Annotated in this window: 13 protein-coding genes; 4 read left to right on the forward strand and 9 right to left on the reverse strand. The window is 59.7% G+C overall.

Annotated elements, in window-relative coordinates:
- Positions 1 to 53: 53 nt before the first annotated feature.
- Genes BLR13_RS11030 through BLR13_RS11040 form a run of 3 tightly spaced genes read right to left on the reverse strand, consistent with a single transcriptional unit; the run spans position 54 to position 4,156 of the window.
- A complete protein-coding gene (locus BLR13_RS11030) occupies positions 54 to 2,333 on the reverse strand; it encodes a xanthine dehydrogenase family protein molybdopterin-binding subunit (protein WP_074824485.1) in 2,280 nt (759 codons plus the stop codon).
- Entirely contained in the window at positions 2,326 to 2,799 is a 474-nt protein-coding gene (locus BLR13_RS11035) for a (2Fe-2S)-binding protein (protein WP_074824483.1), read from the reverse strand. Before BLR13_RS11035 ends, BLR13_RS11030 begins: the two co-directional genes overlap by 8 nt.
- 25 nt (positions 2,800 to 2,824) lie before the next feature.
- The gene (locus BLR13_RS11040; RefSeq protein ID WP_244525144.1) at positions 2,825 to 4,156 is read right to left on the reverse strand and encodes a cytochrome c; all 1,332 of its coding nucleotides are present in this window, start codon (positions 4,154 to 4,156) and stop codon (positions 2,825 to 2,827) included.
- A 247-nt stretch (positions 4,157 to 4,403) separates the two neighbouring features.
- On the opposite strand from BLR13_RS11040, the gene BLR13_RS11045 reads away from it, so the two are divergent.
- From BLR13_RS11045 to BLR13_RS11060, 4 genes are all read left to right on the forward strand, one after another.
- Positions 4,404 to 5,759: a Dyp-type peroxidase gene (locus BLR13_RS11045; RefSeq protein ID WP_074831650.1), complete on the forward strand. Its 1,356-nt coding sequence runs from the start codon at positions 4,404 to 4,406 to the stop codon at positions 5,757 to 5,759.
- A 41-nt stretch (positions 5,760 to 5,800) separates the two neighbouring features.
- Complete coding sequence (locus tag BLR13_RS11050) at positions 5,801 to 6,307, forward strand: hypothetical protein (protein ID WP_074824477.1); 507 nt, start codon at positions 5,801 to 5,803, stop codon at positions 6,305 to 6,307.
- Between the two features lie 193 nt (positions 6,308 to 6,500).
- Complete coding sequence (locus tag BLR13_RS11055) at positions 6,501 to 6,818, forward strand: carboxymuconolactone decarboxylase family protein (RefSeq protein ID WP_244525145.1); 318 nt, start codon at positions 6,501 to 6,503, stop codon at positions 6,816 to 6,818.
- 401 nt (positions 6,819 to 7,219) lie between these two features.
- Positions 7,220 to 9,976: an ATP-binding protein gene (locus BLR13_RS11060; protein ID WP_157793697.1), complete on the forward strand. Its 2,757-nt coding sequence runs from the start codon at positions 7,220 to 7,222 to the stop codon at positions 9,974 to 9,976.
- 54 nt (positions 9,977 to 10,030) lie between these two features.
- On the opposite strand, the gene BLR13_RS11065 is transcribed toward BLR13_RS11060, so the two are convergent.
- The 6 genes from BLR13_RS11065 to BLR13_RS11090 form a co-directional block, all read right to left on the reverse strand.
- Positions 10,031 to 10,573 carry an FUSC family protein gene (locus tag BLR13_RS11065; RefSeq protein WP_074824469.1) on the reverse strand — a complete coding sequence of 181 codons (543 nt, stop codon included), beginning with the start codon at positions 10,571 to 10,573 and terminating at the stop codon, positions 10,031 to 10,033.
- Positions 10,557 to 11,033 carry a hypothetical protein gene (locus BLR13_RS11070; RefSeq protein ID WP_074824466.1) on the reverse strand — a complete coding sequence of 159 codons (477 nt, stop codon included), beginning with the start codon at positions 11,031 to 11,033 and terminating at the stop codon, positions 10,557 to 10,559. The genes BLR13_RS11065 and BLR13_RS11070 overlap by 17 nt, the downstream gene beginning before the upstream one ends.
- Positions 11,034 to 12,354: 1,321 nt before the next feature.
- The gene (locus tag BLR13_RS11075) at positions 12,355 to 15,750 is read right to left on the reverse strand and encodes a TM0106 family RecB-like putative nuclease (protein ID WP_074824464.1); all 3,396 of its coding nucleotides are present in this window, start codon (positions 15,748 to 15,750) and stop codon (positions 12,355 to 12,357) included.
- A gap of 57 nt (positions 15,751 to 15,807) precedes the next feature.
- A complete protein-coding gene (locus tag BLR13_RS11080; RefSeq protein WP_074824461.1) occupies positions 15,808 to 18,045 on the reverse strand; it encodes a DEAD/DEAH box helicase in 2,238 nt (745 codons plus the stop codon).
- Positions 18,014 to 19,333 carry an ATP-binding protein gene (locus BLR13_RS11085; RefSeq protein WP_074824457.1) on the reverse strand — a complete coding sequence of 440 codons (1,320 nt, stop codon included), beginning with the start codon at positions 19,331 to 19,333 and terminating at the stop codon, positions 18,014 to 18,016. Before BLR13_RS11085 ends, BLR13_RS11080 begins: the two co-directional genes overlap by 32 nt.
- On the reverse strand, positions 19,330 to 21,378 hold the full coding sequence (locus BLR13_RS11090) for a TerB N-terminal domain-containing protein (RefSeq protein ID WP_244525146.1): 2,049 nt from the start codon (positions 21,376 to 21,378) through the stop codon (positions 19,330 to 19,332). Before BLR13_RS11090 ends, BLR13_RS11085 begins: the two co-directional genes overlap by 4 nt.
- Positions 21,379 to 21,410 lie beyond the last annotated feature (32 nt).

Consider the following 21,410-nt stretch of genomic DNA (forward strand, 5'->3'; position numbering starts at 1 on the left):
TTAAGAGGACGTCAGCTTTTCGGCGCCTCGTGCCGCGCGCATCGTTCCTTGCCTTACTGCGTGAGTGCCTTGAGAACAGCGGCGGGCCGGATCGGAAGGTGGCGAAGCCGAACGCCGACAGCGGCGAAGATCGCATTTCCGATTGCGGGGGCAACAACCGTCGTCGCCGGCTCGCCGAGGCCGACGGGAGCCTCTGCACTGTCAATGAACTCGACATCAAGCTCGGGCACGTCGCCAATGCGCAAGGGCGTATAGCTGTCGAGGTTCCTGTCCTTAACCTGACCGGCGATGAACTCCGTTCCTTCGTAGAGCGCCATGCTGAGACCCCAAAGGATGCTACCCTCAACCTGTGCCAACGCGCCGTCCGGATGCACCAAAGTGCCGGCGTCCACGACGACCGTCAGCCTTTCGACCGTCACGGCTCCACTGTAGCGGCTAACCTGAACGCGCGCGACACAGGCGGTCCAGGTCGGCATGCCGCGCTCCTGGCCGAATGTTGTTGCGATGCCAAGCCCGGTATCCTTCGGCACGGCCACACCCCAGCCCGCCTTCTCTGCGGCACGCCGCACGACTGCCGCTTGTCGCTTTGCCCCGCCAACGGCATTCGGGGCCGAGCCGGCGTTGCGTCCCGCACCGTCCAGTAGAAGGATGCGGAAGCCTGCGGGATCCGCACCCACCACCAGGGCCGCCTCGTCCATGAATGTCTCAACCGCCCAGTTGGTCCAGCCAGGCCCAACCGAGCGTAGCCAACCGGGACGGAAGGAGCGGTTGGCTAGGCCGTTCGACAGCGCCCGCACGCGCTGCGCGCCGACATTGTACCAATGATCCGCGCCTGCGATCGCGAATGGATCATAGGGGATGCCATGTAACGCTTTCGGCATGACGCTGGGCGCCATGACGGCCGTGGGCCAGCCAGCAGAGGCATGATGCTCCATCGCCGCAATTTTGCCCCCCGCATCGAATGCCATACGTAATGTCTGAATAGACGGAGAGCGAAACGAATCGAAGCGCATGTCGTCCGGACGCGTCAGCACCAACTTCACGGGTTTGCCGGTGGCCTGGGCGGCGAGCGCGGCGGGCACGGCGTAATCTCCGTTCAGTCTCCGGCCGAAGCCGCCGCCGATGGAATAGGTGCGCACTACGATCCGCTCTTGCGGCAGACGGAGCGCCTGGGCGAGCACGGGCAGGATCAAACTCTGCCATTGATTGCCGGTATGGATCTCAAACAGGCCGTCCTTCTCGAAGGCGAGAGCGTTAACCGGCTCAAGTTGAGCGTGCAGCACGCTGCTCGTCGTATAGGTTCGTTCAAGCGTCGACCTCGCACCCCGAACAGCCGCGTCGAGCCCCGGGTCGTCCACCAGCAGCGCGCCGCCCTTCGGGTCTGCGATCTGCTTTGAACCATGGTCGAGAATATCGTTCTCGGAGACATTGGTGGCGTCGCCCACCATCCACTCGACCTTAACGAGGTCCGCTGCGCGGATGGCGGCCGGATATGAACTCGCAAGCACCATCACCCAGCCCGGAACCGTATCGGACGGGTCCTCCAGGATGAGGCTCTTGATATAGCCCTTGACGCTCCGCGCGGCGGAATCGTCAATCCAGCGCACATTCGATCCATAGCGGGTCGGCGGAATCTTGGGTCGTGCGTAGATCATGCCATCGACGGTCGCGTCGATCCCATAGCGCGTCGTGCCGTTCGTTTTCGAAGGAATATCGATCGCATCGAACTTGTGCCCGATAAGGCGGCGCTCCGAGGCGGGCTTTATCGGCATTTTCGCCAATTCATCCGGACTGAATGCGCGGCTGAGATTGCCACGCCTGACGATTTCGGCATAGGAGACCGAGCTATTGCCGCCAACAACGAAGCTGTTGCGCGCCACGCATTGCTGTGCGGCAATACCCAGAAGCTTTGCCCCCGCCTCGACGAGAGCTATCCGACCGGCCGCGCCGACGCGGCTGAACACCGGAAAGTCCGAGAACACTGAATTGCTGCCACCGGTCATCATCACCCCCCATTTCGGGTCGGTGTCGACGGCGGTGATCCGAACCTTGTCCCAATCGGCCTCAAGCTCATCGGCGAGGATGCGAGCGAGCGCGGTGCCAATATGCTGCCCCATCTCGGCGCGGACGACGTTGACCGTCACGATGCCGTATCGGTCGATGCTGTACCAGATGCTCGGCTCAAACGTGCCGGGCAGTGACGCTTGCGCGTCCGCCCGCGCTTCTATCGGAGCGAAGCAGAAGGCTACGCTGGCGCCGGCCACCCCGATCAGGAAGGAGCGACGCGATAGCGAGAGGGCATCATCCGCGGCCCGGTGTTGGAGCTTAGCCATTGGTGAGCTCCTTACGCATTTCGGCAGCAGCCTGTTTGATAGCTTTGCGAATGCGGACATACGTCATGCAACGGCAAAGATTGCCGGTCATTACCGCGTCGATGTCCTGATCGGTTGGTGTCGGGAAGTCCTTCAATAGAGATGCGGCCTGCATGAGCTGACCAGCCTGGCAGTAGCCGCATTGCGGCACTTGAAGGTCGATCCAGGCCTTTTGCAACGGATGCTGCCCTGTTGGACTGAGTCCCTCGATCGTCGTGATTTCGGCGCCAGCCACTGCGCGGAGTGGTGTGATGCAGGAACGGGTCGGACGCCCGCCGACATGCACGGTACAGGCGCCGCACATGCCTATTCCGCATCCGAATTTCGTGCCGGTAAGACCAATTAAATCACGGATGACCCACAATAGCGGAGTGTCTTCCTCTACGTCGGTCGCAATCGGACGGCCATTGATGTGAAACGAGGTCATGGTCAGTTACTCCAGACGGCGGCCTTCACCGAGAGGCCCTGATCTGCCTGCGCATCGCGGTGACCTTGGCTTCGAGATCGGGCCACGGCGGCAGGTTCGTGCGGGTGCGGCGCAGATAGGAGGCGATACGAGCGATGTCGGTATCGCTAAGCGCTCGCTCGAAGCTCGGCATCACGACGCCTGGTATGCCTTCCTCAGCGCCGACGCCACGAAGCACGACCTGGATCAGGTTTGTCGGATCGGGCAGGTTTAACGCGCTGTTGAGGGCTAGTTCGGGACGGACCGCGAGCGGCGCGTTACCCGCGTTGTAGTGGCAGGACGCGCAAGCGGCGGTGTAGAGGCGCGCGTCGGCGTCGAACTCCTGGCGGGTACCAATGCGCGCGTAGGACATTGCGCGCGCCACTGCCGAATTGGCAGATAACGGCCGATCGACCGCATGGTCGATGTCGGCAAAATAAACTGCGAGAGCCTGGACGTCCGATTCTGGAAGCGCGGAAAGGCCTTGAACAACAGGTGACATCGGTCCCGCCGCGCTCCCGTGCAAGACACTCACGCCGTTGCGCAAATAACTGTGCAGCTCTTCCTGGGTCCACGGCGCGGGAACGGGGTTTGCCCCAGTCAAGGGCGGGGCGATCCAGTTATCGACGACGGCGCCGGCGTAGGCGTTGCCGGCTTTTTCCGCGCCGAGCAAGTTGCGAGGTGTGTGACAGGCGCCACAATGGCTAAGCCCGAGCGCGAGGTAAGCGCCCCGATTCCATTCTTCGCTTTTGCCGGCAACGGGCTCGAAGCGACCTGAGCGGAAAAACAATAGCTTCCAGCCTGCCTGGAAGGCACGGATGCCAAACGGAAAAGGAATTGTGTTCGCGAGCGCGGGCGCCCTAACTGAGGGCCTGGTCATGAAGTAGGCGTACAATGCCCTTACATCGTCATCCGAAAGCTTCGTGAAATGGTCGTAGGGGAATCCGGGGAACAGATGCGACCCGTCGCGGGCAACACCTTCGTGCATCGCACGAGCAAAGGCCGCCTCTGACCATAAGCCTATGCCAGTCTCCGGATCGGGCGTGATATTGGTGGAGTAAAGCACGCCAAAGGGCGTTTGCATGGGGTAGCCACCGGCGAACACATTTCCGCCTTTCGCGGTATGGCACTCCGCGCAATAGCCCCCGCCGGCGAGCGCCTCACCCTTCGCTATCAATTCCGGCGCGAAAGTTTGTGTCGCGGACGCCAGGATGGGAGCGATCGCTGGCCGCCATGCGAGCGCGAAGAAGCCCATGACGCTGGCACCCCCGAGCGCAACAAAGCAAACAACAAGCTTCTTGATCGAAGACATTCTCGAAACGGCCAGTTGCGGACGCACGGGTTTGTCCGCGGTCCGATTCAGGCTGCTTAATACAATGCGCCAAATGGTTCAGCGAATGAAGCCTAACAAAAATAGGCAAATTTTTCTGAAGCAGAGAGAGTCGTTCTCGCCGACAACCGTTAGATTTGCGGCTATTTGTAAAGCTTAATTCGCTCGGACAGGGCAGCGATGTCATTTTACTGAGAGTCTTTATCTCGGTCGCGAAAGCGGTGTCGAGATGCCTAAGAGCGCTGACATCCTTAGCATGCCGACAGACAAGATCCCCGTACTCGAAGTAAGCGATATACAGGCGACGGTTCTGCGCCCGCGCCCGTCTCCTTACAGGGGACAATACGTTGTTTTGCGCATCGACGACGCCGCGCAAGGGCGTGAAATGTTGCGCCGTATTATCCCGTATGTGGCGCCAGCCGACGATTGGTGGCTTCCGACGCTACCCGGGTGGATGGGTATCGCCTTCACATATCATGGCTTAGAGGCGCTGGGGCTGCCCGCAACATCGCTAAAGACTTTCCCGCAAGAGTTCCGGGAAGGCATGGCTTCCCGCGCGTCCATTCTGCGTGACGTCGGCGATAGCGCTCCCGCTAACTGGGAGTACCCGTTCGGCACTCGCGACATGCACGTCGCAATAGCGATTTATTCAAAAGACGAAGAGAGTCTTGAGGCGACCTTAGCGTTGGCGCGACAGTCTCATCACGATCTTCCCAATATCTCTGTCGTGTATCGGCTGAGATTCAGCGAGCTCCCGAACGGATGCAATCCGTTCGGCTTTAAGGATGGGCTTCATAATCCGAATGTCGAAGGGAGCGGCGCCGTTGTCCATCCCGGCTCGGGACGACCGGTCAAGGCTGGTGAGTTCATCATGGGTTATCCGGATGAACTGGGGGCCACGGCCATTAGTCCGGAGCCCGAAGTCCTGCGACGCAACGGCACTTTTGTCGCCTTTCGAAAATTTCACATGCGGGTCGCTGCGTTTCGGCACTACCTCCGCGAACAAGCCGCATCGCCAGAGGATGAGGATCTGATCGCCGCCAAGATGGTCGGTAGATGGCGCAGCGGCGCCCCATTGGCTCTCGCCGCCGAGCAAGACGATCCGGAATTGGGAGCAGACCAAGACCGCAATAACGCGTTTGGTTTTGGAGATGACATGCACGGGCTGAAATGCCCGTTCGGTGCACACATTCGGCGAGTGAACCCTCGCGACGCGCTAAAAAACGAATTGGTTGCGACGAATCTTCACCAATTTCTGCGCCGCGGCACGAACTACGGCCCACCCCTTCCGGAAGGCGTCTTGGAAGACGACGGCGCCCAGCGGGGAGGCGTGTTCCTCCTAATCGGCGTGCATCAGCGGCAGCAATTCGAGTTTGTGCAGTCCCAATGGATCACTGACGGCAATTTCATCAGTCACGGAAGAGAAGAGGATCCCATCCTCGGCAACAGCGGCGGAGAAGGATTCTTCACCATTCCGAAACGCCCGGTTCGTCGTCGCCTTCACGGTCTTCCGCAATTCGTCGCCGTTCAAGGAGGCGAGTACTGCTTCATGCCTGGTCTGCGAGCGCTCAAGTGGCTGGCCGGTCTGGAAGCCGGACCGACGGCAGAGTGAACGCCGTCTCAAACTGAGACTTAACAGAAAGGAGAACGACAATGACAGTCGCGCAACACGTCCAGGTGGCCAAATCCGCCTCTGCCGGCATCGCCCGGCCGGGCGCAAAAGCAGGGCAGACAAGCGAGTTCACACTCATCAGCAAGCTCAAACCTGGCGCCGCTGAACGGGTCCGCGCACTACTCGCTGACGGATTTACCGGGGAGCGCCAAAAGAATACCGACCGCATAGCGACCGTTCACGACCTCCGGTTCGTCATATTCGACAACGACACCCGCATCATCTTCGCGTCAACCTTCGACGGCGGCTGGGAACAATACATAGATGATTTCGGCGGCATCATTCCCGACGAAATCGACTTGCTCTTTCATGAGTTCGAGGGGTATCCCGGCATAAATGACCCGGGCATCAAGGACTGGATCGTCGCGCAGCAGGTGACCGCGGTCGGATTCTACAGCGCTTATCCCTCCGCGTCGGTCCGGGATATTTGGAAGGCACTGAAGATCAAGGGCGCGGTCGACACGCTGCTTGATGTTGCTTCGAACTGACCCTCGTCCGTCGAGACCTGCCCTAAACGGACACGTCGGACAACGATATTGAGGGTCGGCGCTCTTATTCGGATGCAGCCGGCCCTTTTTGCATACCGAACATGACATTCGCTCCGGAGCAGTGACGCACATGGATAGAAACCTTTTCGATCGCGGTCTCGCAAAACGACGCCAAGTTTTGGGAGACGCTTACGTGGACCGAGCCCTTGAGAACCTCGACGACTTCAATCGGGATTTCCAACGGCTGGCCACGGAGTATTGCTGGGGGGAGGTGTGGGGCGACGAGACTCTTTCGCCTCGCGAGCGCAGCATCCTCACCCTAGGCATGGTCGCCGCCATCGGCAAGATGGGAGAGTTCAGCAACCACGTTCGCGGGGCGATCACGAACGGGCTTTCACCAAACGACCTTCGTGCAGTGCTCACCCAGGTCACGATCTATTGCGGCATAGCTGTCGGCGCGGACTGCTTCGTCCTCACCAAGTCCATTCTAGATGAACACTTAAAAAAATAACGGTGCGCTTGAAAGCGACCCTCTCTTCTGGGTCGATGTCTGAAAGCCGGCCTTTGGACAAACTAGGCAGTTTTTGGATTAATTTATTAGTCGATTTCGCGCACTGCGTTGAAGATGCACCGACGACGTGTAATAGCGCTTTCTAGAAGGTATACTCGGGCCGATGGCTGGTTAATCTCGGCGGTCATCCCCCGGGCACCTTCTTTTGGGCGTTCGGAGCCGAGGGGAACCCATGGCCGGTGTAGCCAAGCAATTCCGCCCTCGTCTCACGCTTGTCCGACTCGAACTCGCCTGAGAGCATCACGGGAATGCTTTCCAGACTAGAAGAGGATCCTGTATTTTCGTTCGGACCCTTTCGATTATACGTGAAGCAGAGACTGCTTCTGCAAGGTGAAAGACCCGTGCGGCTCGGCAGTCGAGCCTTCGATGTTCTGATTGCTCTAGTCGAGGGCGCAGGCACCTTAGTCACCAAGGACGAGCTTATGGCTCGGATTTGGCCAAATGCCATCGTAGAACCCGCCAATCTCACCGTTCATGTCGCCGCGTTACGCCGTGCACTCGGTGACGGTCGGGGGGGCAATCATTTTCTGGTCAACGTCCACGGCCGTGGCTATCGTTTTGTCGCTCCCGTATGTATCACTCAGGCACCAACGGCAGCCGCACTTTCGCTGAACAACCAGCATAATTTGCCAGTTTGTTTGACACCTCTTATTGGGCGCTCCGAGGTGATCAATTCACTCGCCGCCCAATTCCAATTCCACCGCTTAATCACCGTCGTCGGACAAGCCGGCATCGGTAAAACGTCCGTTGCGCTCGCCGCTGCTGAAGTTTTGATATCCAGTTATCCAGATGGCGTTTGGTTGATTGACCTGTCCCCTGTCTCAACCCCTAGCCTTGTACTCACAGCACTGGCGTCCGCCCTGCGGTTGGCAATTCGTAGCGACAATCCGCTCCCCAGCTTGATCGCTGCGTTGAGAGACAGGCAAAAGCTGCTTGTACTCGACAACTGCGAGCATGTCATCGGAGCCGCGGCCGATCTTGTATCGAGCCTTTTGAGAGAAACTCGCGGAATAAGCATACTTGCGACTAGCCGCGAACCATTGCGGGTGGAAGGAGAACGGCTACGCCGGCTGTCGGCGCTGGAGACCCCGCCTTTCTCGACGCACATTAACGCAGCCGAAGCTCTCAAGTTTGAGGCGGTCCAGCTCTTCGTTGAACGCGCGGCCGCTACAATGAACAAATTCGATTTGACTGACGCGGACGCTGCGAGCGCGTGCCGCATCTGCCATGAACTGGATGGAATACCTTTAGCGATCGAGTTGGCAGCCGCCAGGATTGACATGTTCGGCATCGCAGGTCTCGCAGCGCGTCTGGATGATCGCCTGCGGCTTTTGACCGGGGGCCGTCGTACAAGCTTTCCCCGCCATCAGACAATGAACGAAGCTCTAGATTGGAGCTACCAGCTACTCGGTAAGGAGGAGCAGACAGTTCTTCGGCGCATCGCAGTCTTTGCTGCTGGCTTTACCCTTGAGGCAGCCGGTGCCGTTGCTGGGGGCTCGGATAAGGCGGAATTCGACGCTGCGGATCAAGTGGCAAACCTGGCCATGAAGTCGTTGATTGCGGTTGACATGAGCTACGGCAAAGTCCGCTTTCGACTACCTGAAACCACGCGAGCCTTTGCTCTTGCGTTGCTCGCAGAAAGTGGCGAGCGAGACATGACTTGCCGCCGTCATGCGACCTATTACCGAGATTTGCTCATGACGGCTTGGACCAAGCCGGGAGGAGAAAACTCCGCCGCCGCATGGACGTCCGAGATCGACAATATTCGAGCCGGGCTAAATTGGTCCTTCGCGCCGGCGGGCGACTTGTCCATTGCCGTGAACCTGGCTGCCGCGTCTGCACCTCTTTGGCTGGAGATGTCGCTGTTGACAGAATGTCACGGATGGATGGGTAAGGCTCTTGATCTTCGCCAATCGACGGATCAGAACGCTCGCCGGGAAATGATATTGCAGGCCGCTTTCGGCCTGGCGTTGATGTTCACTCGGGGAATGAGCAGTCGTGCCCATGCAGCACTAACGAGGGCAACCGAGCTCGCCGAAAGCCTACGAGACCTTGATTACCAGCTACGCGCACTTGTCGGTCTGAATATCTTCAGCCTTCGCCTCGAAGATTTCCAGGGCGCGCTCGTAATTTCCCGGCGATCCGAAGCAATCGCTGAAGGTGCTACCGACCCAGTCGCTATTTCAGCCGCGGCTTGTCAACTTAGCTGCTCATTGTTCTTCCTAGGGCAAATCAACGAAGCGCTGACCTACGCCAAGCAAGCGCAACAACACAACACTAAGGAAATTCGACGAGCTCATATCGTACGTTCTGGGATAGATCATTCGATTCAGGCCCACTGCGTTGTGGCGCAAGTCCAATGGTTGTGCGGCTTACTCGATCAATCGACCCGGAGCACTCAGGAAATCCTGATCGACGCAAGGGCCGGCTGGCATCCCGTTTCGCTTTGCTTCGCACTAACCTGGTGCGGGTGCACCATTTCGCTCAGGCTCGGAGATTTGGACGCGGCCGAGCGATCGATTGCACAGCTTAAAGACCATGCCGAAAATCACGCCCTACACAACTATTTTGCTTGCGGTCTGGGGTTCGAAGGGCTGCTGTCCGTGGAAAGAGGCGATCTTGCCGCGGGAGAGCGATTGCTTTGTACCTGCCTGGACGGATTACGTAGTTCCCAGTACGAAGTTCTTCACACGGCATTTCTCAGCAGCCTAGCCGAGGTCCTCGCGATGCGCGGTCAATTCGATGCCGGTCTTGCTGCAATCGACGAGGCGTTAAATCGCACGGAGCGAAACAGTGGCTTCTGGTGGATGCCAGAGGCGCTACGCCTTAAGGGCGAAATTCTTCTGTTGTCGGATCAAGCGAACGACCGCTCCGCCGAAGACTGCTTCCGCCGATCGTTAGATTTGGCGCGGCACCAAGGGGCTTTGTCGTGGGAGTTGCGCGGTGCTTTGAGCTTAGGTCGGTTGCACCATAGTCAGGGTCGAAATGGTGACGCATGCCATTTGCTGAACTCCGTCTATTCCAGATTTACCGAGGGTTTTGATACCGCCGACCTTCAAAGCGCAAAGCTGCTTCTTGCAGATTGGGCGAATAGATGACTGTACTACCTTGGGGGGTGACATCCCAAGACGCCAGTTCACTGCCGGGCATTCTTATACACTATGCTCCTCCACGATCGGCGCCGCCTTCAATCGACCCTCGAAAATCCGATAAAGACCGATGCCAGCCATCGCAAAGCAGCACCCCACCATGGTCGCCAGCAGCCGGTCTTGAAGTAGACGGTTTGCCGCCGGTGACGAGGCCGCAAGAAGCTCGCCAAGCAACAACACAAATGCGGTAATCGTCGCCGTGCCCAACGCGACGTGTATACGAAATGCCGGCCAGCGCAGAGCCGCCGCGACGATCATCCCGGCGAGTAGCGATCCTTGGCCTGGCGCGGCCGTGACCAGCAACGCCACTGCAGTCACACCTAGCAATGTACCGAGCACACGGTCGGTGATCAGGTCTGCACTTGGCGCCATCTCGCTTCGTAGAACGACGAGAATGGTCAGCGTCGCCCAATAGGGATGTCCGAGACCGAGCCACGCTCCGGCCAAATTGGCTGCGACGATGACAAGACCGGCGCACAGCGAAAAACTCCATCGCGTCCGCCAGTTCGAGAGCTCCGCTTTCGTGGCGTCACCGATCGGCGGCACGCCGAGCGGACGAAGTCGCCCCCGAGCTAGATCCCACAGCAACGAGGTACCCCAAGCGAGCGCCGGCGGCGGCACAATCGGCGAGATTGAGCGGCGTTACCGCATTGCCCATCACCAGGCCGTAACCGATAAAGCGCGCCAGCAAGAGCAAATGAGTGTGCCCGCCCTCGACCATGCCATAGAACAGCCCGAGCACGAATATTATGATCAAAAATATGACTGGCAGCGAGTAGGTGGCCGTTCCCACCGCAGCGCCTACGATCAATCCCGCGGGCCCGATCGTCATGTAGCCGAGGCGCCGCAGCGGCGCCCCACCCTCGTCTCCCAAGAACGCCAAGATCGCGCCCAGGACGGCATAGATCAGCCACGGTTGCACGCCTTCTGCAATTGCCACGGCCACGGGCAACCCAACGGTCGTCAGGAAGCGCAGAACCCGGTGGAATAGATCCGTATCGCGCATAGTTATGTTCTGCTTCGCGCGAGCCGAACGGATCCAGTCGGTCGACCGCTATTCACCCGCTCGCGACTACGGACGATTTGAAACCAAGTGGGATCTAGCCCGATCACCGATTCCTGATTTGCTCATACGCGATCTCGACAGGGCAACCCTTTCATCCCTGACAAGGGTAATAGAGAAACCTCGTGGATGCTTGGTATCTGACGCATGGCTGCACAGTGAGTGAATCCTTCCAAATCCCCGCAAATGCGACGAGGCTGCGAAATCAACCCGCCCATCGAATGAAATAGTCACACTTAAGTTTGCTCGTATAAGCGAGAATTTACGGCGTTTTGGAAACGTTCACTCTGTCCGTGGCACTACCTAATAGTAGTCTGAGAAGCGCCGGCTCTGTGTCGCAGTATGCCGCCGCACAAAATCACGCATAAGGCCGGTCCGAAGGGCATCGAGATCTATGCCCGCAATCTGGAGGTCGATATGTCCAAACCATGCCTGCGATTGATTCACTGCTCAAGCGATGCTCGACCGGCTCAATCCTACAAGCGGCGACGCAGGGGTTTCCGACCGTGCATTATCCAGGGAGGCGCGATCGCCCACTATCCACAGTTAGCGTTGGCCTGTCAGCTCATAGAAGCGCCCCTTCAAATTTCCTACGAGAATTACCTGGCTCTCTTGCTGGCGGGCTTGACGGTCCTTTCGTGGGCGGCTCCCCGCGATATCGAACCGCTTCTTACAACCAGCCCCCTAACAGTTGATCTGAAGAAAGTAATTGGGCCAAGCCCAGATTCATTCGACGTCGGAGCCGGTTGGGGTCCCTCTGAATCCCGATAGCTAAGTACGCTTAGCTTTAGAACTGGAAGCGCCAACCGACAGTTGGATCGCTGGATCTCTGAAGAAAGCCACTGGCATGGCTTCCGTTCACGGAGACCTATCGAACGTTGAGGGAGCAGGCGAAGAACCGCGCCCACGCTGTCCTGAAGGACCTGTCGATTGAACGCCGGATCGAGTTAGCGCGGCTTCGCATGATGAAATTCGCAAAACCCTTCCAGTTTCTGGGAAGGACCCGGCGCATTTCCTCAAGCCCTTCCATCTCAGTGGGATGGGGACCTTGCGAAAGAAAAAAATCAATTTCCATTTCTACCCCGCGTTGCTTGGCGAGTATTCTACAAGGCAACCTTCCGATTCACTCGCTGCGTTTCAGTAATCTCTTCGTGCCGTTGAGCCGCTACCAACCCTGCGAGGGATAAGGGGCTGGCCAAGTACAAGCGCAGGTGCGTCAGCATAGCCCGTTTTCTTGATCGCAATGTGCTAAAACGGCCGACAACTACAATTGCTTTGCCAACTCCAGATATCTGCAGAACGCGTTTGCAAGTTGCATCTGCCGGGGTGTCCGGCACTCCGGTTCGAACAAGCGGGGCGACGCTACGACGACGCAGATGCATTTCGCACGCGAAGTCGCCACGTTCAAACGGTTGGCGCTATAGAGAAACTCCATGCCGCGCGGAGCATCCGAGTGGCTCGAAGTCGTCATCGAATAGATCACGATCGGCGCTTCGCGCCCCTGAAACTTGTCTACCGTCCCGACCCGGGCGCCGGGAATGCGCTCCTGAAGTTCGAACACCTGTGCGTTATACGGAGCGATGATCAATATATCCTCCAATCCGACCGGCGCTGCGACTCCCTCACGATTAATCCAAGTTGTCCCGCCCGCCAGGATTTCGCAAACGAGGCTGTCGATCACATCGGCCTCCTCCCGCGACGAGCTTTGATTCCCTTCGTGTGCTACGGGGAGGTAGCGAAGGCCCGCGCCACTAAGCCTGCCCGTCGACTTGATCGCCTGGTTCTCAAGGCCTGGGCGGGGGTGCAAGCGGCCGTCGTAGAAGAGCTCCGAGTTGAACGAGCAGATCAGCGGATGCAGGCGCCAAGTCTCCGGAAGGAAAAGACCTCGGTCGGCCGGTACCGTGGCGTGAGAGCCGAGAATATGGTCGAGCGACGAGACGTCGACACCGTCGGGATGGCTTCCCTGGATTGGCTGTTCGAGCTGCCGAGGGTCGCCCAACAACACGATGCTTTCAGCGGCCTGGGAGACGGCCAGAACGTTCGCAAGCGACATCTGCGCGGCTTCGTCGATGAAAAGCACGTCGACGCTGCGAGCGGCGTCAGGTCTCGCCCAGAACCAAGCCGTCCCGCCCCCCGCCCTGCAGTCGGCATGCAGAGCATCGAGAAAAGCTGCATTGTCGGTGGTGAACCGCAGACCTGGATGATCGTCTTCCTTGTCGGAGAGCTTTTGGATACACCTGATCGGAATATTCTGTTCGCTGGCCGCGATGACGACCTCATCGAGAAGATTGCGGATGACCTTGTGGCTGTTCGCCGTGATCCCGACGGTCTTCCCTTCCTTTGCGAGGGCGCAGATCATGCGAGCGCCGGTATGCGTCTTCCCTGCACCGGGGGGCCCCTGTACCGGAAAGACGCTGCTGTCGAGATTGAGCGCTATGCGGATCGCCGCTGCCAGCGTCGCCTCGCCGTCCACCTGTAGTTCCTGCCCCCGAAGACGAGGCGCCACGGCCATCAATAGGTCGCGGGCAGCGCGGTGGTCCCCTTCCCCGGACATTCCGTGATCCGCCACGTACACGCCGATCCGCATCAGCGAGTCGGCAAGCACCTGCGTATCGACGAAGTTATGGGCGAAGACTGCCTCGGGATGAACGGCGGCCGTGTCTCCACGCTTCTTGATGTCGATCGTGCGCTCGTCGAGCGAAATGGCGACCACGCGTCCGAATTTGTCGCCCCCGATGCTCCTGAGGTCGTCCTCGGCCCGGATGTCGGTATCCTGCAGCGCAAACCGGTAGCGATGTATCGGCGCCTTAGCGGTGCCGCCGGCCTGTTCCACGTACGCTAGATCTGCCAGGCCGGCGCGCTCATGGAGAAGATCTTCGGCGGACAAATCGCGAAGCCGGAAGTATTCCCACCAGACGGCCTTCTTTTCCCGCCCGTGCCAATCCAACATGAAAGCAAGAAGCCAGCGCGCATGCTGTTCGGCGCTGCGTTCCTCGACGTCGTCGGATACGCCGTCCGTCAGACGCGCAACAAGCGCCGCTACCTTCTTTTGCCATTCGTCGAGTTCGGTGCTGATCTCGGATGTCGCCGCCGCCGGCCGCTCGATGACGGCGCCATTAGCGATGAGGTCTGCTCGTACGGCTTCTAGCCAACGACGCAACGCTTCGGTGGACGCGCAATCATCCCGATTGTAGCCCCTGATCGTCGCTTTGTCGCCTTCGGGAATACCGGCGCCGTCCGCCAGTTCGAGGCGCGCCTGCGTCCGAGCCATCACCCCGCCCACGTCCTCCAACGGCACGGTCCTGACGAACGAATAGAGCGGCTCGAGCTTCTTGATCGAATAGCTCTCCACACTCGCTCGAATGGCGTGCCGCATGGCGGCAAAGAGATCGACGAATATCTCTGCCCGCAACAAGCCGTCGACCTCGTTTTCTCGCGTCGCATAGCGTCCCATCAGGCGCTTCATTGCCGCCGGCTCATAGGGAGCAAAATGGTAGATATGCAGGCCGGGATGGACCTTCAGGCGCTCGGTCACGAAATCGACAAAGCGCTCGAATGCAGCCCTCTCCTCCTGCCGATTTGAAGCCCAATCGCCGACGTACTGTGCGGAGCCGTCCTCGTCCGAGTAGACATACCCGAACAGGAATTCCAAACCGCCGTCGCCGACGAACGGGTCGCCCTCGAAGTCGAAGAAGATATCTCCCGAAGAGGGCTCCGGAAGGCGAGACAGACCGAAGCCGGCGATCGGGGGCAAGGTCTCGTAAACCACCGTACCGCTCGTGCGCCCCTCGACCTGGATCCGGGCCTGCTCCCGGATCTTCTCGAAGCTCTTGGCCGCTCCCCGATCGGGCCTCCACTGAAGCGGCAACGGCAAAGCCGCGAGCGCCGCCGTGGTTTCGACGCCGTGCCTCTTCAACTCGCCGATCTGGGATTTGCTGATGCCGGCGACTAGCGACATGTGATCGTCAGCCCTCCTCCTCTCGTCACAGTGACGGCGCCAACGACATATCTCGCAATGTTCTATCGGCTCAGGATAGGCGTCGCCGGCGACGGATCCCGAGACAGAACTCTCCAGACTGCTCCGGACGTGCCGGTAGTATGCGCCATAATCGGCGATCCGGTACGCCTCGGGGACGAAGTTCGTACCCGGCGTAACGACGAAGGCGGAAGTCGGCTCGGCCTCCTGGGTCTCCGACAGCAGGTCAGAGTAGAGCGATATCTGAAGGACCGTATTGCCCTTCGTCTCGCGAGCGAGCTTGGTGTCGATCACTTCGTAGGACCAAGGCCCGAACCGGCTCGGCGTCTCCACCCTCCGAAGAACGTCGGTGCGGCCGTTCCAGCGTCCAGCCTGCAGCGCCCCCTGCACGATGATCGCGTCTCCCCTGACCATGGCGGCATTAGTGGCGGTAAGCGACTTGGCGTCGACGCCCACACCTTCGACGACGGTTGCCGTCAGACTGCTTGCTTCGATGTGCTCGATGAAACCCCGCTCGTGCAGCGTTCCGCGTTCCGCCAGCACTTCGAGCACGGGATCCCAAACCTTCGGCTTATCCAATTCGCCGTTGGCAACCCTGAGATCGAGCGCAGTCAGATAGCGGCAATTCAGGTGTCCCACCAGATCGCCGGCACTGAGATTGAGCGTTCCCGCGACTTTGTACATCTGCCCTCTGTTGTTGAAACGCGTTGCCGGTCCGTGAACGCGTTCCGACGGGCGCGCCTAGCATAAGGTCCGCGCCATGCCGATTATTCCGCTGATTTCCGATGTGTTTTGTCGGGCCCATAACGTTCGAGCGAGATGCTCCGGGACCTGCTCCCTGAACTTCCCCGCCGCAATATTCTGAACGAAGGCTGCAACCTCGGTAGCGTCGATGTGGTTGGCCTCAGCCAGTCGCTTCAGTTTGGTTAACGCCTCAGGAGAGTTTGTCTTAGCAAGCGTAAGACCCAAATCGTGAACCTCTCCGGGTAACCCCGCCATGGCGGCCGCGGCACCGAATACTGCGGTCGCCTGGGATCCTCGCCAGAGAAAGACGTGGAGGTCTTTCTCTTCCTGGACGAAGGTCGTCGTCTCCAAGCCGAGGGCTCGAAACATCTCTCTCCCTTCAGCCAACAGGGCGCGCCCTTTGTCGTCGAGATAGGCCGGCTCGTCGGATGACAGGTAGACCAGCCGCATTTCCGCCGCCAGGCGATCGTGAAGACGCTCTCCGTCGGCCCGCTCGAACCGGGGCACCACCCCGCTCGGATGCGGTGCCACGAAAAGAGTGTTCGTCTTCTCGTCGAGGTCCTGCACGATCCAGCGCTGGCCGGCAAAGACGACGAGGCTGTCCTTGTGAACCGGGAAGGAAATCGGAAGGGTACCGAGCGTCCTTCCCCCGACCGTAAGCCGCCATTCATCCGCAGACTCAAAAACGGCAAAGAAATTGCGCGACTGGACGATCCGCTCGCCCTCTTTTCCGAGCATGATGGTGCCGTCGCTAGATTGCTCGACGAACTTGGTTGCCTCCGATGCGAGGTGTCGAAGCAGGTCGGCGAATTCGGACACAGAGATCGAGGCGAATGGACCCGGGCCGCACAATAGATCGTACAAGGGTCGCGCCCTTATCCCTCCTCGTTCGGCGATCACGGACAGTATCTGGTGGATGAGCGTAGACGCTATTTCCGGAACCTGACCTGCAGGCTCGACGAACCTTTCCAGGAGAAGCCGGACCACGGCGACCGATCGGATCGTATTGGGCCGCAACCTATCTATTACGCCAGATTCCTGATCGATGTTCGGCTCGCGCACGTAAATCCGTAAGATCGACGGCGTCCCACGCCGCCGGCCGGTCCGTCCAAGACGCTGCTTTAACGAGGATAGCGATCTCGGCGAGCCGATCTGGGCCACCGACTTCACGGATCCGATGTCGACTCCCAGTTCCAAGGTCGACGTGCAGATAGCGGTCGTAGGCAGCTTTGCATCCTTCAAGCGATCCTCAAGCTCCTCGCGCAAAGTCTTTGAAAGGCTGCCGTGGTGAGGAAAGAACTCATTCGGAACCTTCGCCTTGTCGCACCTCCTCCTAAGCCGGTCGGCGGCGGATTCCACCGTCCGGCGCGAACCGCCGAAAACCAGGTTGTTTGTCCCCCGAAGCGTCTCGAACAGATGATCTGCAATATCGTCCAGCGCGATCCTCCTCGGCACTTCCTCCGCACCGGAGGCACCTTCGGCGTGATCCGGATCATCCAATTCGGATGGTTCGACGTAACCTCGGATCTGAATTCTTAGCTCCGGTGAGTCGGACTTTGCCTCGAGTATCTCGACCGAATGCGGCACCGCCGGACGTAACCAGGCCGCAGCCTGCGGAAGATCGCCGATTGTCGCGGATAGACCGACGCGCCGCGCGGGCGTTTTCGACATCGCGTCGATGCGGCGGAGCAGGCTCGCCACATGGAGCCCCCGCGGCCCCTGCAGGAAAGAATGAAGTTCGTCAATCACGATGAACGCGGCCGCCGACAACAGCCGCACCGCATCGGCCGGACGCCGGGTCAACATGGCCTCGATCGACTCGGGGGTGATAAGAGCGATACCCTGCGGCTTGGAAAGCGCCCTTTTCTTCTCGGCCTGCGGTGCATCCCCGTGCCATTTCACAACAGGAATTCCCATGTTTTCGCATAGTTCGTCCAGGCGCTTGAACTGGTCATTGATGAGCGCCTTCAACGGACTGACGTACAGCACGGAAAATCCTGGTTCTTTCCGCCCCGCGACCTGCGTCAGAATCGGCAGGAACGCGGCTTCAGTCTTTCCGGCCGCCGTCGTCGCCGCAATCAGGATGTCGCGATCGCCTTCCAGCACCGAATTGATGGTGCGGGCCTGGATTTCCCGAAGCTCGTCCCAGCCTTGATCCCTGATCCACCGACGGATCGTCGGATGAAGCTTGTCGTAAGCGCCTTCAAGAGTTGAGTCGGAGGCTGGTGAGCTCATCGCCGTCTCCGTTCCCGTCGGCATCCACTGAAACGTCCGGCGCATCCGGCGCGATCGGTATTTGATCCAGAAGATCCTCCCACCTGGTGCCGGGATTCTGTTCGAGCACGGACAACATGTGGACGAATGCCTTCACGGTCGATCGCGGAGTGCGAAAGTATGCCTCCCCGATCTTACGATCGCAGTGTCCCATGAACGCAGTCAGCGCCTCGTCCGGCACCAGGTATTTCGACGGATCCCCGCTTGCGAATACCATCCTGATGTTGCCAAGCAGAACCAGCAGATCCTCGGGCGTGAGGCTCTGAAGTCGAATGACCGGGCCGGATAGATCGACAAGACCGCCGCTTGCAAACGTATTCTCCGCAAGCCGCGATTGAAGCGCCTCATAGCTGAACAACCCGCGACGGGTATCAAGCAGAAATTCAGGCGTCCCGCACATGATGAATCCGATGCCGGACGTAGTACCCTGGAGCGAGTCGTTCACGATGTCCAAAAGCTGCTCGTAATTCTGCTTCCGGGCCTGAGAATTCTGCAGCTTGTAGATGTTGGCCATCTCGTCGAACATCACCAACAGGCCTGCATAGCCGGCAACCTTGACAAGACATGCCAACGATTTCAGTGAGTCATAGACGTTCTCGTCGTCGATGATCGTCCTCACTCCGAGGTCCTTCTTCGCCTCGGTCTTGGTCGAATATTCGCCGCGCAACCACCTGATGGCGCACTGCTTCAGAGCATCGTTAGACTCTTCGCTCCCCCGCCAATACGCCTTCAATACGGTGGCGAAATCGTATCCGCCGGCAAACTGGGTGACCGGCCCAAGCTTCCCGTCGATCACCCCCTCGACCGGCACGTTCCTCTCCCCGGCTTCCTTCGCAGCGTCGGTCACGAGCCTTTCGATGACACTCTGGAGGGCGCCGCCTTCGGGTTTGTTACGCGTCGCCATGTTGTTCACGGCTTCCGAATAGAGAGCGCGCGCTTGGCCGCCGCTCGCGTGAATGCGCCTGTTGGGCGACAGATCGGCGTGCATCGTTACGCATTTCCGCTCAAGAGCGATGAGGCGAACGATGCTCGCGAAGAAGGTCTTTCCCGCGCCGTATTCCCCGATAACGAACCTCACGGCCGCGCCGGAGTCCGCAATGCGATCGATGTCACGCAGCATTGCGGCGATTTCTGCGGAGCGACCGACCTGGATGTGAGCCAATCCCAAGCGCGGCACCACGCCGGCCGACAACGCTTGGATGATGGTGTCGCGCTCCCTGGGCCGTATCGTCTTGGCGGATTTGCTCATGCGGCCTTATCCTTCATCTCTGCTATCTTTCCTCTCAGATGCGGCATCACGACGACTTCCTCTCCGTCTTCGATCAGCGGCTCGTCAAAGCGGTCGAACGACCAGTCGTTGATGCGTTCGATGGCCCCGTCCGGCAACAATCGCATTTCTTTTGCATGCCGCTCGAACTCCGATCGCGTCATCGACCCGCGAAGCTCCAGAAGTTCCACCAATTCGGTATGCGGTCCGTCCAGCCCTTCGAGTGCGGCCTGTTCGACCGGCGGCGGTTGCGGAGCAACGACTTCTTCCGCGAAGATATCCGAAAGTAGCGCCGACACCGCCTCGGTATCCCGGAGCGTTCGCGCTAATCGCGCGGCATCGATGGAGATCCCTCTTGCGGAAATCGCCGGAGGGATTTGCGATGGCGCTTCCTTCGGTATCGGTACCCCTGCGGCCCGAGCTTCCTCGCTGATAGGCACGGGATCGTCGGACCGCTGGGCCGCAGCGCTGTGGAGGCCCGAGTAGACGCGTTCCTTCGGCAATCCGAGAGACTTATGAAGCCGTTCGAGGAATTTGACTTCGCCGGCGTCAACGTTCCGGTTGCCGCCGATCACGGCGACTGCTGCGTCCGCTATTGCCTGACGTTCGCTTTCGGTCGTTTCAGCGAGTCTGCGCATTACCCTTGCCTGCTTCGGCGGACTGTTGAAGGTCGTCACCGCAAAGGCGATAAGGCGGGCCTGCTCTACCCCGGACAGATCGGGGGCGGAGCGAATTCTTGTGATCGTGCGTTGCAGTTCCTCGTAAGAGGCGTCTCCATCAGCCGCCGCTGCCAGCACCGCGACCTCAACTTGCGCCCGCATCGCTCTGAACGGCGTTCGTGCGGGATCGACCGGACCGCCGTTCGGCGCCTTGAATACGAACACCTGCTCGTCCGCGCGAGGTACACTGCTTCCGTACCGTCGATCAGGTTCGATTGCCACTCCGATCAAATCGAGCGCCCGTCCAAGTTCGTCGGCGGATGCGGCCGGGATTTTACCGTCGGCAGGCACGTCGATGCCCGCCATCTCCAGCACGATCTGCGCCGTGCTGCTTCCGCGCCCCTGATTCCCCGTGACCGTCTCGATTTGCCGGCGGAAGTCGGCAATCGCGCCAGAAGTCATGCTCTGCTGCAGGTCCGAAGGGAGCAAGGTTGCCGCGGCCATCGCATTCCGAGCGGATGGCCTGCGACCGACCAGGCGGCTGAACGCGTCGAGCTCGTCGGTACAGTCCGCGACGATCTTCTGCAGGCCGGGCATCGGTTTCGTGATCCGACTTACATCGACGTACTGCTCGTGCGGACCGCGGACCTCGACGTCGAACGCACCGCTCGCCGCCCGGTATTGCAGCGAAATCCTGTCTTTTCCAGCTACTGGAAGGCCGGAGGGAAATCGCTGAGCAAACCGCAACCGCCACAATTCGACGAATTCGTCGAAACAGCGGACCGCCGGCGTTCTTAGATACGTGTCCGGCATCGCCAATACCCAACGCAACGCGTCTTCGGCCGACAACGTCGGCGACGCAGCCAGGCGCTCGCCGAGGTAGAGACGGGTCGGCAAATCCATTTCCGCCCCGCCGCTGCGCTCGGGGGAGAGTTTCTGCAGATCGGGGCGTCCGCCTTGAGCGAGCCTGGCGAAACAGAGGAAATTGACCGCATAACCATGGAATGAGTTGTTGGCACCATAGATCGCAAGAAGCCTCTCGACCTCCCGGACAACCAGGGGCGCATCGTCTCCTCCTTCCACGAACAGGCGGTGCTCCAGGCCGTAGAAGAAAAGAAACACCAATCCGACGCCGTATGCTGGATTCCGCCTCCCTCCGGCCATCCAATCGAGGAAGGCGCGTCGCGCAGCCGGCGAAATCTCCGCATATGACGGCCAGTACGGCATCGTGCGGCCCTCGACGTCCGCCGCGCCTGAAGCCGGTAGTCTTGGATTGATGGCGTATTGTCGGGTGCCGCCATCCGCCACCGGCAGCCAGTCGCCGTAGTAGAACATCCCGCCCGATAGCTGCGCATTGCCAAATTTCACGGATTCCCCGGCGCGAACCCATCGCGCGGGCG

This window comes from Bradyrhizobium ottawaense, from assembly GCF_900099825.1.
In the GTDB taxonomy this organism is placed as follows: domain Bacteria; phylum Pseudomonadota; class Alphaproteobacteria; order Rhizobiales; family Xanthobacteraceae; genus Bradyrhizobium; species Bradyrhizobium ottawaense_A.